Here is a 12,861-nt window from a genome sequence, read left to right as displayed (position 1 = left end):
TCTCCACACCTACAACCACCACCGCTGCCACACCGCACTCGGAGGCCAGCCCCCGATCAGCCGAGTGAACAACGCTGCGGGTCAATACACCTAGGGGGCTTCGTTCGGATCAGCCCGGGCCCGCGGCGACCTGACCCGAACGAAACCCCCTAGGCTCCGGAGCCCGGCGGCACCTCCCGCGAGCCCGGGAGGTGCCGGATCGTGCCGCGGGACGACGGGGCCGGTTCAGCTGTGCCAGCTCCAGTCCGCGACCTCCGGCAGGTCGGTTCCGTGGGCGCGGATCCAGTCGTGGTGGCGGGTGCGGGCGTCGGCCATGGCCTGGCGGACGCCGGCGGCGCGCATCGCGAGGCCGGGCACGCGGTCGATGACGTCCATGACGAGCCGGTAGCGGTCGAGGTCGTTGCGCACGACCATGTCGAACGGGGTGGTCGTGGTCCCGGACTCCTTGTATCCGCGCACGTGCAGGTTCTTGTGCCCGGTGCGTCGGTAGGCCAGGCGGTGGATGAGCCACGGGTAGCCGTGATAGGCGAAGATCACCGGTTTGTCGGCGGTGAACAGGCCGTCGAACTCGAAGTCGCTCATCCCGTGCGGGTGTTCCTCACGCGGCATCAGCCGGGTCATGTCGACCACGTTGACCACCCGCACCGCCAGGCCGGGTAGGTGCCGGCGCAGCAACTGGGCGGCGGCCAGCACCTCTTGCGTGGGTACGTCACCCGCGCAGGCCAGGACGACGTCCGGTGCGCCGCCGTTCTCGGTGCCGGCCCATTCCCAGATCCCGGCGCCGCGGGCGCAGTGGACCCGGGCCTGGTCCAGGGACAGCCAGTCGAAGCAGGGCTGCTTGCCGGCCACGATCACGTTGACGTAGTCCCGGCTGCGCAGGACGTGATCGGTCACGGACAGCAGGGTGTTGGCGTCCGGCGGCAGATAGACGCGCACCACCTCCGGGCTCTTGTTGAGGACGTGGTCGACGAATCCGGGGTCCTGGTGCGAGAAGCCGTTGTGGTCCTGGCGCCACACGTGCGAGGTCAGCAGGTAGTTGAGGGAGGCGACGGGGGCCCGCCAGGGCAGCAGGCGCGAGGTCTTCAGCCACTTGATGTGCTGGTTGACCATGGAGTCGACGATGTGCACGAACGCCTCGTAGCAGGAGAACAGTCCGTGCCGGCCGGTGAGCAGATAGCCCTCCAGCCAGCCCTGGCAGAGGTGTTCGGAGAGGATCTCCATCACCCGGCCGTGCCGGTCCAGGTGTTCGTCGACCGGGAGTGTCCCGGCCTGCCAGGCCTTTCCGCTGGCCTCGAAGACGGCCTGGAGCCGGTTGGAGGCGGTCTCGTCCGGTCCGACGAGCCGGAAGTCCCGCCGCGAGCCGGTGTCCCGCATGACCTGTTCGAGCAGGTCGCCCAGGACCCGGGTGGGTTCGTGCAGGGTGGTACCGGGCTTGTCGACGGGTACGGCGAAGCCCTCCAGGGCCGGCACGGGCAGCTCACGCACGAGGAGCCCGCCGTTGGCGTGCGGGCTCGCGCCGAGCCGCTTCGTCCCCTCGGGGACACAGGCGAGGACGTCCGCGACGGGCCGGCCGTCGGGGCCGAACAGCTCCTCGGGCCGGTACGAGCGCAGCCACTGCTCCAACTGCCGCAGATGCTCGGGGTTTTCCCGGACGCCGGCCAGCGGGACCTGGTGGGCGCGCCAGGTGCCCTCGACGGGCACGCCGTCCACCTCGGCGGGCCCCGTCCAGCCCTTGGGAGTGCGCAGCACGATCACCGGCCAGTGGGCCCGTTCGGCGCCGTCCTCCTCGCGGGCGGTGCGCTGGATCCGGGCGATGCGGTCCAGCGCGTCGTCCATCGCCGCGGCCATGGCCCGGTGCACCTGCTCGGGATCGTCGCCCGTCACATGCAGGGGTTCGTGGCCGTATCCCCGTAGCAGGGCGTCGAGTTCGGGCTCCGGCAGCCGGGACAGCACCGTCGGGTTGGCGATCTTGTAGCCGTTGAGGTGCAGGATCGGCAGTACGGCACCGTCGTGCACCGGGTCGAGGAACTTGTTGGAGTGCCAGGAGGCGGCCAGCGGTCCGGTCTCCGCCTCGCCGTCGCCGATCACGCAGGCCACCAGCAGGTCCGGGTTGTCGAAGGCCGCCCCGTAGGCGTGGGCGAGCGAGTAGCCGAGTTCGCCGCCCTCGTGGATCGAGCCCGGGGTCTCGGGAGCCACGTGGCTGGGCACCCCGCCCGGGAAGGAGAACTGCCGGAACAGCCGCTCCATGCCCGGCGCGTCCCGCGAGACGTCCGGATACGTCTCGCTGTAGCTGCCCTCCAGCCAGGAGTTGGCGAGGACCGACGGACCTCCGTGGCCCGGGCCCCACACGCACAGCGCGTCGAGGCCGCGCGCCCTGATGACCCGGTTGAGGTGCGTGTACACGAGGTTCAGGCCGGGGGACGTGCCCCAGTGGCCCAGCAGCCGGGGCTTGATGTGCTCGGGCTTCAGTGGCTCGGTCAGCAGCGGGTTGGCCATGAGATAGATCTGGCCCGCCGCGAGGTAGTTGGCAGCGCGCCAGTGCGCGTCCAGGGTGCGCAGTTCCTCGTCGGTCGGTGCGGGGGCGTCCGGGTGGGCAGCCTGGGGCATGAGGACTCCGGAGATCATCGTCGCTTGTCGGCAAGTCTGCCGGGAATGTCAGGAAAGTTCGGGTACCACGGCCACCGGGCATGCCGCGTGGTGCAGCACGCCGTGGACGACCCGGCCGAGGTGCGGGCCGAAGCGCCCCGGGCGGTGCCGGGCGCCCACGACCAGCAGGGCGGCATCGCTGGAGGCGGCCAGCAGGGCGTCGCGGGGACGGCCGGAGACGGTGCGCCGCAGCACTTCCAGGCCGATCGGGACGTCCCGCAGCGCCTCGTCCAGCGCCAGGGCGGCGTCCGACTCCCGCTCGCCGCTCCCGAGCAGGGTGCCGGTGACCCCGTGGCGCGACACGTGCACGGCCTCCAGGGGCACCCCGCGCAGTCCGGCCTCCTCCGCGGCGAATCGCAGGGCCGCCGAACCCGCGGGCTTCTCGTCGACGCCGAGGACGATCCTGCCGGGGTTCCCGGGCAGGGCCCGGTCGTCGTGGCCACCGCGCAGCACGACGACCGGGCAGTGCGCGTGCTCGGCCAGCGTGACGCCGACCGAGCCGAGGACCGCCTCGGCCACGGTGCCGCGGCCGCGGTGCCCGAGGACCACCGCGAGCGCGGAGTGGCTCTCCCGCACCAGCGCCTGTTCCGGTTCCTCGGGCAGCACGTCGGTGCTGACGTGCACGTCGGGTTGTCTGCGGTGGGCGCGGCGCTCGGCGGTCGCCACGATGTCCTCGGCCATCACCTGTTCGGACGGCCGGTCGGCGTCCCGGCCGAGGGAGGCGCCTTCGTAGCGCTCCCAGAGGGACGCGTACACCAGCCGCAGTGGCGTACGGCGCAGGGCCGCGTTGTCGGCCGCCCAGTCCACGGCCCTGAGGCTCGATTCGGAACCGTCCACGCCGACGACTAGGCGCATGGCCACCACCTCTCGGAGGGGGGATTCGGACTCCAGCCTGGCCTTGTGGGGCACGCGGGTGCAAGGGCCACTCGGCCCCGGCCGGTCCCCGGACGGCCCTCGCGCGCGGATCCGGCGCCTGCCCACGCTGGAAGCGGCAGGACCGTCCGCACGAGACCCAGGGGAGTCATCATGTACGGCACCCCGTACATCGTCAGCGATGTCATGACGCAGACGGTCGCCGCCGTCGGCCGACGGGCCCCGTTCAAGGAGATCGTGCAGCTGATGCGGGACTGGCGGGTCAGCGCCCTGCCGGTGCTGGAGGGAGAGGGCCGGGTCGTCGGTGTGGTCTCCGAGGCCGACCTGCTGCCCAAGGAGGAGTTCCGGGACACTCCGGAGGAGGAGTATGTCCGGCTGCGCCGCCCATCCGACGTGGCCAAGGCCGACGCGCTCACCGCGGACGAGCTGATGTCCTCCCCCGCGGTCACCGTCCGGCCGGGCGCCACACTCGCCGAGGCCGCGCACCTGATGGCGCGGGCCGGGGTCAAGCGGCTGCCCGTGGTCGACGAGGTCGGCCTCCTCGAGGGTGTCGTCAGCCGCGCCGATCTGCTCAAGGTCTTCCTGCGGGGGGACGAGGAGATCGCCGAGCAAGTGCGGCACGAGGTCGTGTCCGAGCTGTTCCCGCCGCCGGGCTCGGCCCTGCACGTGGAGGTGGAGGACGGCGTCGTGACGCTCGTCGGCCGCGTGCGGGACCCGGAGCTGGTACCCGTGGCCGCGCGCCTGGTGCGGGCCGTGGAGGGGGTGGTGGACGTGGGGTTCGACCTGGCTCCCGGTCGGGAGCGCAGCACGAGTTCGCCCTGACCGCGCCCCGGCCTCAGGCCGTTCCGGGGCGCACGATCACCACCGGGCAGCCGGCGTGCTGCGTCAGGTGCTGGCTGACGGAACCGAGCAGGGCGGCGGCGAAACCGCCCCGCCCCCGGCTCCCGACGACCAGGCACTCGGCGCCCTCCGCTGCCCTGAGCAGGACGTCCGTGGGATTGCCCTCCACGACCAGCGGCCGTACCGAGGCGACCGCCTCGGCGCCGAGCGCCTCGGTCAGTTCCCGTGTCATCCGTTGCCGGGCGTCCTCCTCGTCGACGTCCATGTCCACCGCGGGCCCCGACCAGCCGTACAGGCCCGGCAGTTCCCAGACGGCCACCGCGTCCACGGTGCCGCCGATCAGCCCGGCGTAACGCACGGCCCAGCGCAGGGCCGCGTACGAGGACGGCGAGCCGTCGACGCCGGCCACGATCCGGGGCCGGGAATCCTCCGTGTCCATGCGTCCCGCCTCTCTGGTGGCCGGAGCACCGGCCTCGCCGTCGGAGATCCCCCATGCCCCACGCTGCGCGAGGTCGCGCCGTGCCGCCACAGCAGCGCAGCCGGGGGCATGACGGCTCAGGGCAGCAGCCGCTGTTCCTTGGCCCAGGCGGGCACGGATGGCGGGAAGACCGTGGCCGCGTCCCTCGGCTTGCGGGACCGTGCCGGTGTCGAAGCCCCGGCCGTCGTCGGTCACGTCCAGCACGATCTGGTCGTCCAGGCAGGTGAGGGTGAGGGTCGCGGTCGTGGCGGCCGTGTGTTCGCGGACGTTGGCCAGGCCTCCCTGGGCGATGCGGAGCAGGGCGGACACCACGGGGGCGGGCAGTCCGGCGGGCGCGGCGCCCTCCAGGTGGACGCGGACGGTGAGCGCGGGCGTCGTCTCGCGCTCGGCGACCGCGCGCAGCGCCTGGAGCAGGCCGCCGCCCTCGGCCAGGTCGGCCGGGGCCAGGTCGTGGACGAAGCGATGGGCCTCGGCGAGGCTGCGTTCGGCGATCGCCGCCGCGGTGCGGACGTGGTCGCGGGCGGTGTCCCAGAGGCGGTCCGCGGCCTGCAGGAGCATGCGCTGGCTGGACAGCCCCTGGGCGAGGGTGTCGTGGATCTCCCGGGCCAGCCGCTCCCGTTCGGCGAGCGTGCCCTCGCGGCGCTCGGTGGCGGCGAGTTCGCGGCGGGTGCGGACCAGGTCGCCGATCAGGGCGTCACGGCGGGCGGACTGGCGCTGCATGACGACGTAGACGGTGGTGGCCACGGCGGTCACGGCCGGGGGGGTGACCTGAAGGACATCCCGGGCACGCTGTTCCTCGGGGGCGGCGCCCCGGTGACCGCCAAGGGTGCCCCGGTCGCGGGCATCGGCGTCGCGGGCGCCCCGTCGGGCGACCTGGACGAGCGTTACGCCCAGGCGGGCGTGGCGGCGCTGGGCCGCTGACCCGAGCCCCGGACCCTTCCAGGTGTCCTGGCCGCAGAAACGCCGAAGGCGTCCGGGCCGGCCCGTGCGGGGCCGGTCCTGACGCCTTCAGGGGTGTCGACCAGAGATCAGACGAGGTCGAACCGGTCGAGGTTCATGACCTTGCCGAACGCGGCGGCGAAGTCCTTGGCGAACTTCTCCTTCGCGTCGTCCGCGGCGTAGACCTCGGCGAGCGCGCGCAGCTCGGAGTTCGAGCCGAAGACCAGGTCGGCACGGGTGCCGGTCCACTTGATCTCGCCGGTCGCGTCGTCGCGGCCCTCGAAGGTGACCTGGTCCTCCGAGGTGGACTTCCACGTCGTGCCCAGGTCGAGCAGGTTGACGAAGAAGTCGTTGGTCAGCTTGCCCGGGGCGTCGGTGAAGACGCCGTGCGAGCTCTGCTGGTGGTTGGCGCCGAGGACGCGCAGGCCGCCGACGAGGACCGTCATCTCGGGCGCGCTCAGGCCCAGCAGGTTCGCCTTGTCGAGCAGCAGGTACTCGGCCGGCAGGCGGTTGCCCTTGCCCACGTAGTTGCGGAAGCCGTCGGCGATGGGCTCCAGCGCGGCGAAGGACTCCGCGTCGGTGTGCTCCGCCGTGGCGTCCACGCGGCCCGGCGCGAAGGGCACCTCGACGTCGTGACCGGCGTCCTTGGCGGCCTTCTCCACGGCGGCGACACCACCGAGGACGATCAGGTCGGCCAGGGAGACCTTCTTGGCGCCGGAGTTGAACTCCGCCTGGATGCCCTCGAGGACGCGCAGCACCTGGGCGAGCTGGTCGGGCTGGTTGACCTCCCAGCCGGCCTGCGGCTGCAGCCGGATGCGGGCGCCGTTGGCACCGCCGCGCTTGTCGCTGTTGCGGAACGTCGAGGCCGACGCCCAGGCGGTGGACACCAGCTGGGACACGGACAGGCCCGAGTCGAGCAGCCTGGCCTTCAGGGCCGCGACGTCGGCGGCGTCGATGGCCTCGCCCTCGGCCTGCGGCAGCGGGTCCTGCCACAGCAGGGTCTCCGCCGGGACCTCCGGGCCGAGGTACAGCGACTTCGGGCCCATGTCACGGTGGGTCAGCTTGTACCAGGCGCGGGCGAAGGCGTCCGCGAACTCCTCCGGGTTCTCGTAGAAGCGACGCGAGATCTGCTCGTAGACCGGGTCGAACTTCAGCGAGAGGTCGGTGGTGAGCATCGTCGGGAGGTGCGTCTTCGACGCGTCGTGCGCGTCGGGGATGATCGCCTCGGCGTTCTTCGCCACCCACTGGTGGGCACCGGCGGGGCTCTGCGTGAGCTCGTACTCGTACTCGAACAGGTTCTTGAAGAAGCCGTTGCTCCACTGGGTCGGCGTGGCGGTCCAGGTGACCTCCAGGCCGGACGTGATCGCGTCGCCGCCCTTGCCGCTGGCGTAGGTGCTCTTCCAGCCCAGGCCCTGCTGCTCGATCGGAGCGGCCTCGGGCTCGGGGCCGACGTTCTCGGCCGGGCCGGCACCGTGGGTCTTGCCGAAGGTGTGACCACCGGCGATGAGGGCGACGGTCTCCTCGTCGTTCATCGCCATGCGGCGGAAGGTCTCACGGATGTCGCGGGCCGCGGCGATCGGGTCCGGGTTGCCGTTCGGGCCCTCCGGGTTGACGTAGATCAGGCCCATCTGGACCGCGCCGAGCGGGTTCTCCAGCTCGCGGTCGCCGGTGTAGCGCTGGTCGTCGAGCCAGACCTGCTCGGGACCCCAGTAGACGTCCTCCTCCGACTCCCACACGTCCGCACGGCCACCGCCGAAGCCGAAGGTCTTGAAGCCCATCGACTCCAGCGCCACGTTGCCGGCGAGGACCATGAGGTCGGCCCAGGACAGGCTCTTGCCGTACTTCTTCTTCACCGGCCACAGCAGACGGCGGGCCTTGTCGAGGTTGCCGTTGTCCGGCCAGCTGTTCAGGGGGGCGAAGCGCTGCTGTCCGGCGCCGGCGCCGCCACGGCCGTCACTGATGCGGTAGGTGCCCGCGCTGTGCCAGGCCATACGGATCATCAGCGGGCCGTAGTTGCCGAAGTCGGCGGGCCACCAGTCCTGGGAGTCGGTGAGCACCTCGGCGATGTCCCGCTTCACGGCGGGGAGGTCAAGGCTCTTGAAGGCCTCGGCGTAGTCGAACTCCTCACCGAGCGGGTTGGCCACGGCGGGGTTCTTCGCAAGGATCTTCAGGTTGAGCCGCTCCGGCCACCACTGGCGGTTCCCGCCGCCCTGGGTCGGGTGCGCGGCACGGTCGTGCGCGACCGGGCACTTCGCCTCGGCAGGGGTGTTCTCGGACATGGGGAATCCTTCCGAACTGAGGGGTTCACGGGGCTGCGGTAGCGGCGCTGGAACAGTCGGGGCACAGGCCCCAGTAGATGACCTCGGCCTCGTCGATCGAAAAGCCGCGGTCGTCGGCCGCGGTAAGACAGGGGGCGTGGCCGACCGCGCAGTCGACGTCTGCGACGACGCCGCACGAACGGCACACGAGGTGGTGGTGGTTGTCCCCGACGCGTCCCTCGAACCGGGCCGGGCTGCCGGGCGGTTCGATACGGCGTACGAGTCCGGCCGCGGTGAGCGCGTGGAGCGCCTCGTACACGGCCTGGACGGAGATGTGGCCCACACGGTCGCGTACGCCGGACGTGATCGCCTCGACATCGAGGTGATCGCCGTGGCGGACGGTCTCGAGCAGCGCGACACGAGCGGCCGTCACCCGCAGGCCGGCACCGCGTAGCTCCTCGGCGGTGGTCGGAGTCTGGGATGCGGTCATGACCCCGAACCTACCCTCATAAACACGAGAGATTCAAGAAAACGAATGATGCAATTCTGGCCACGTGTCGTCGGCCGGAATCCGGCCGGTGGACACGGAGGCATCATCCGGCCGCGAGTCCGGGACCGCCGCGCGCCGAGCCGAGGGGTCCCCCGAACGGGTGAGCGCGCGGCACCGGGGTCTGTGCGTCAGCGGCGGGACGCCTCGCTCGCGTACCGGCGGGCCAGGGCGTGGAAGGCCTCCTTGGGTTCCCAGTGCCGAGGGGAGGCGGGGTCGAACGGGCGGTCCTCGAGGGTCTTGGTGACGGCGCAGGTCGCGAGGTCGAGGTCGTGCCGGGGGTCGCCGGGGCGGTGCGGGGCGTCGAGGGCCACGAACTCGAAGGCCATCGCCGCGTACAGGTTCAGCGAGGAGAAGGCGTCGAGCAGGCGCATGAGGTAGTCGGCCTGGGTGCGCTCGCTGCGGACCGGGTGGCCCTTGATCTCCTCGGGGTGCTTGTCCAGGTCGACGATGTTCCAGCCCATGCCCCGGGTCTCGGGCGCGCCGACGTAGGCGCAGGTGCCGAACTCGGTGATCGCCAGTGGTTTGCCCCAGCGCAGGTAGCTGCGCAGCTCGCGTACGTAGTCGGCGCGGTGCGGGAAGTACGAGTAGTAGTCGATGCCGACGATGTCGAAGAGCCGCCAGTCGACCGTGTCCTCCTGGGCGGCCGCGTAACCGAGCCGGCCGTGGAAGACGGAGCGGCCGACCGCGGCCGCCCTGGCCGTGAAGCGGTCCAGCAGCCGTTGCATCCTGACGGGGTCGACCTTGCCGTCCAGCAGGTTCCGGATGCGTTCGAGGACGGTGTCGCCCGGGACGATGCCCGGCACGAACAGCCAGAACTCGCAGCCCACGCTGAGGTCGACGCTCGCGCCCTGCCGGCGCAGCCGCTCCGCGAACCGGCCGGTCTCGGCGAGGTGGTCCAGGATGTCCCGTTCGGGGACGTCTCCGAGCGTCGGCTGCAGCCAGACGTGCAGGCCCCGCTCGGCGGCCTCCGCGGCGGTGGCCGTGAGACGCTCCACGCCGTCGCCGGTGACGTCCACGGTGTCCGCGTGCAGCTCGTCGCGGATGGCGCGGATGTCCTTGCGCATCCGCGCCGTACGGAAGCCGGTGGCAGGCGTCTCGCCCTCGCCGACGGTGTAGACGACACCCCGGTGACGCAGTCCCTGCGGCCTCTCCCCCGCCTGAGCCGGGCCCGCGTTGAGCGCCGTCGCGGCAAGCCCTGCGGACGCCATCCCGGCGAGGAACTGTGCGCGGTTGATCCCTTGTTTCTTCTCCATACGGACACCCTGTCGGGCGCGCACCCGGCGACGCCGTCCCCCGATGGTCTAGGACGCGGGGCCGAAGGAAGCGGATCGGTCGGCGAAAGTCGCGGGGCGTGGAACCCGGTGGCGCTGCCCTCGTCGCGGACCGCGTCGGCGAGAACGAACGACGTGGTCAGGGGCGGTGGCTCGCGGGACCGAGGTGCGGGAGCCCGAGCCGGAAGACCATGCGGTCGACGCCCGGGCCGTCGTGGTCGCGCACGGGACGGGTGACCGTGAAGCCCACCGGGTGGGAGACTCGGAGTCCGTCATGGGGGGTGTTCGAGAGGGACTCCGGTGGATCTCGACACCGTCGCCGATGAGCTGTACGGGCTGCGGCCGGAGGAATTCGTCGCCGCCCGCGACCGGTATGCCGCTCAGGCCCGTACGTCCGGCGAGCAGGAGCTCGCCAAGGAGATCACCGCGTTGCGGCGCCCGAGCCTGGCCGCGTGGGCCGGCAATCTCCTGGTCCGCAGGCTGCCCGGCGAGGTCCAGCCGCTGCTCGTGCTCGGTGAGGAGCTGCGCCGGGCACATCGCGAACTGGACGGGCCGCAGCTGCGCCTGCTCGCCCGCAGGCAGCGCGAGCTGACCGGCGCGCTCGCAGGCCAGGCACGACGGCTGGCCGCCGAGGCGGGTCATCCGGTCGGCGAGGGCGTTCGGCGCGAGGTCGAGGAGACCCTGCACGCCGTCCTGGCCGACCCGGAGGCCGCCCGGGAGTGGGCGGCGGGCCGGCTGGTGAAGCCGCTCCGCGCCGCGATCGGGTTTCCGGAGGCGGACGAGGCCGCCGCCGGGCGCCGCGCCCGCCCCACGCCGGAGCCGGGGCCGAAGGCGGTGCGGCACGGGGGCGGCGAGGAGCGCCGCCGGCAGCTCGCCGGGGCGCGCACGGCGGCCCGGGACGCCGAGCGCGAGCTGCGCGCGCTGCAGGAGGAGGCGGCGGCCGCCGAGGCGGACGCGGAGGAGGCCGCCCGGCGGTCGGCGCAGGCGGAGAAGCGGCTGCGGGAGCTGCGGGAGGAGGCGCGGAGCGTCCAGGCGGAGCAGGGGCGGGCCCGCGCCGATGAGCAGGACGCCCGTGAGCGGGCACGGAAGGCCGGCCGGCACGTACGCGAGGCCGGGCGCCGCGCCCGGACAGCGGCCGCGCGGGTCGAACGACTGGCCGAGAACACCGAGTCCTGGGAGTCGTACGGCACCGGCCCGAACTCGCCCCGCGCGGAGGCAAGTTCACCGTCCACCCGCACCGCCCGCGCCGATCCGGGCGAACGACGCGAGCGTTCACTCTTACGGGTGCACCAGGTCCGGCCGTCCGTGGCATACCGCGGGTTGCGTCGTTCGGCAGAAGTGTGATGTTTGCAACTTGATGTGATGGAGAGGGGGCGAACGGGCAACGCTCCCCTTCATGCCCCACGCGAACCTCCTCCGGCAGGTGATTGGATGAGCACGGCGACGACCCGGGTGTCCCGGACGCCGTCCGTACGAACCGACGCGTCCACGGCGTCGGCGAGATCGTCCCCGCCCGCCGCCATGTCCTCCCTGCCGTCCCTCACCGGGCTGCGCTGGGTCGCGGCGCTGCTGGTGTTCGGGCTGCACGTGAACAACTTCGGCTACTTCGGAGGCGAAGCCGGTCACATCGTGACCTGGGCGTTCGGGGCCGGCGCCACGGGCGTGTCGTTCTTCTTCGTGCTGTCCGGTTTCGTGCTGACGTGGTCCGCGCGGCCGCGTGACCGTGCGCTCGCCTTCTGGCGGCGGCGCATCGCGCGGGTCTACCCGGTACACCTGGTCACCCTGACCGTCGCGTTCGCCATGGCGTACACGCTGGCCCATCAGTCGAAGCCGACACCCAAGCAGGCGCTGGCCAACGTCTTCCTGCTGCACTCCTGGTGGCGCCCCTGGTGGCAGACGCTGAACCCGGTCAGCTGGTCGCTGGCCTGCGAGGCGTTCTTCTACGCGGCCTTCCCGCTGCTGATCCTGCTGCTGCGCCGGCTGGGCGCGCGAGGCGCGACGGCACTGGGCGGACTCTCGGTCGTGGCGGTGCTGGTCCTGGCCCGGGCGGACGCACACCACTGGATGGACGAGTCGATCTACTCCCTGCCCGCCGCCCGGCTGCCGGAGTTCGTCCTGGGCGCCGTCACGGCCCGGCTGGTGCTGCTCGGCCGCTGGCGCGGGCCCGGCCTGGAGGCGTCGCTTGCCCTCGCGATCATCGGCTACTTCCTGGTCCCGCAGGTCACACCCGGCTACTCCGCCACCGTCTGCACCCTCGCCGGGTTCACCCTCCTCATCCCGGCCGCGGCGGTCGCGGATGCGTACGGACTGCCCTCGCTGTGGCGGCACCCGCGGATGGTGCGGCTGGGGGAACTGTCGTTCGCCTTCTACATGATTCACCTGCTGGTCCTGCGCGCGGGCACCAACCTGCTCGGCACGAAGCCGCACTTCGGGGTCCTGGCGGGTCTGGCGGTCACCGCCGTCGCCTTCACTCTCTCCCTCGGACTGTCCTGGCTCCTGTACGAGGCCGTGGAACGCCCGGCGAGACGCCTGCTGCTGCGCCGCCGCCGGACCGGAGGCGCGTCCGCCCGGCAGCAGGACGCCCTGTCCTCCAGGTGTGAGGCTCCCGCACCGGCGGCGCGCGACTGACCCGGCGTTCGAGCGAACGCCCGTGCGCCGGCCCCTGCAGGAGGGACCGGCGCACGGGACGTTTTCAGCCGTTGGTGCAGGAGTTGGCGAGTGCCGGGTTCAGCAACCCGATGATGTCGATGGTGTCGCCGCACAGGTTGGCGTCGAGGTCGAGCGGGATCTGGATGACGTTGCCGGACAGGACGCCCGGGCTGTCGGTGGCGACGCCGACCGGGTTCGGGTCGGCCGCGTGGGCGGCCGTAGTGCCGGTCAGGGCAAGGGCACCTGCGAGAACTGCTGTGGTAGCAAAGCTGCGCATACGCATGAGTTGCCTCACTGGTTGACGTAGGGACCCTTCCATCTCAGCGGCACCGGACGACACCTGCCCGCTCTGGTACG

The 12,861-nt window shown here is 72.2% G+C and carries 9 protein-coding genes and 3 pseudogenes; 4 read left to right on the top strand and 8 right to left on the bottom strand.

Annotated elements, in window-relative coordinates; genetic code table 11:
* Positions 1-225: 225 nt before the first annotated feature.
* Positions 226-2,607, bottom strand: a complete 2,382-nt coding sequence (locus tag FB157_RS22600; protein ID WP_145882413.1) for a phosphoketolase — start codon at positions 2,605-2,607, stop codon at positions 226-228.
* 48 nt (positions 2,608-2,655) lie between these two features.
* The gene (locus tag FB157_RS22595; protein ID WP_186581635.1) at positions 2,656-3,501 is read right to left on the bottom strand and encodes a universal stress protein; all 846 of its coding nucleotides are present in this window, start codon (positions 3,499-3,501) and stop codon (positions 2,656-2,658) included.
* A gap of 171 nt (positions 3,502-3,672) precedes the next feature.
* On the opposite strand from FB157_RS22595, the gene FB157_RS22590 reads away from it, so the two are divergent.
* A complete protein-coding gene (locus tag FB157_RS22590; RefSeq protein ID WP_145882411.1) occupies positions 3,673-4,341 on the top strand; it encodes a CBS domain-containing protein in 669 nt (222 codons plus the stop codon).
* Positions 4,342-4,354: 13 nt separating this feature from the next.
* Here FB157_RS22590 and FB157_RS48620 read toward each other — a convergent pair.
* Together FB157_RS48620 and FB157_RS47420 are read right to left on the bottom strand one after the other, a co-directional pair.
* A pseudogene (locus FB157_RS48620) lies at positions 4,355-4,762 on the bottom strand (universal stress protein); the annotation flags it as partial.
* Positions 4,763-4,936: 174 nt separating this feature from the next.
* A pseudogene (locus tag FB157_RS47420) lies at positions 4,937-5,611 on the bottom strand (sensor histidine kinase); the annotation flags it as partial.
* Between FB157_RS47420 and FB157_RS22580 the strand changes: the two are divergent.
* Positions 5,603-5,758: pseudogene (locus FB157_RS22580) on the top strand (heme-binding protein); the annotation flags it as partial. The pseudogenes FB157_RS47420 and FB157_RS22580 sit on opposite strands and share 9 nt — an antisense overlap.
* A 107-nt stretch (positions 5,759-5,865) precedes the next feature.
* Here FB157_RS22580 and katG read toward each other — a convergent pair.
* The 3 genes from katG to FB157_RS22565 form a co-directional block, all read right to left on the bottom strand.
* Positions 5,866-8,055, bottom strand: a complete 2,190-nt coding sequence (gene katG, locus FB157_RS22575; protein ID WP_145882409.1) for a catalase/peroxidase HPI — start codon at positions 8,053-8,055, stop codon at positions 5,866-5,868.
* A 25-nt stretch (positions 8,056-8,080) separates the two neighbouring features.
* Positions 8,081-8,524 carry a Fur family transcriptional regulator gene (locus FB157_RS22570; RefSeq protein ID WP_145882408.1) on the bottom strand — a complete coding sequence of 148 codons (444 nt, stop codon included), beginning with the start codon at positions 8,522-8,524 and terminating at the stop codon, positions 8,081-8,083.
* 188 nt (positions 8,525-8,712) lie between these two features.
* A complete protein-coding gene (locus tag FB157_RS22565; RefSeq protein WP_145882407.1) occupies positions 8,713-9,837 on the bottom strand; it encodes an abortive phage infection protein in 1,125 nt (374 codons plus the stop codon).
* A 318-nt stretch (positions 9,838-10,155) separates the two neighbouring features.
* On the opposite strand from FB157_RS22565, the gene FB157_RS22560 reads away from it, so the two are divergent.
* Positions 10,156-11,199 carry a hypothetical protein gene (locus FB157_RS22560; protein ID WP_186581634.1) on the top strand — a complete coding sequence of 348 codons (1,044 nt, stop codon included), beginning with the start codon at positions 10,156-10,158 and terminating at the stop codon, positions 11,197-11,199.
* Between the two features lie 87 nt (positions 11,200-11,286).
* The gene (locus FB157_RS22555; protein WP_145882406.1) at positions 11,287-12,483 is read left to right on the top strand and encodes an acyltransferase; all 1,197 of its coding nucleotides are present in this window, start codon (positions 11,287-11,289) and stop codon (positions 12,481-12,483) included.
* Positions 12,484-12,547: 64 nt separating this feature from the next.
* On the opposite strand, the gene FB157_RS22550 is transcribed toward FB157_RS22555, so the two are convergent.
* A complete protein-coding gene (locus FB157_RS22550; protein WP_145882405.1) occupies positions 12,548-12,781 on the bottom strand; it encodes a chaplin in 234 nt (77 codons plus the stop codon).
* Positions 12,782-12,861: the final 80 nt, after the last annotated feature.

Origin of the sequence: Streptomyces sp. BK340, from assembly GCF_007827595.1 — a bacterium.
Taxonomy (GTDB): domain Bacteria; phylum Actinomycetota; class Actinomycetes; order Streptomycetales; family Streptomycetaceae; genus Streptomyces.
The sequence above is the reverse complement of the archived record's forward strand: the minus strand, read 5'-3'. Positions and strand labels throughout refer to the sequence as shown.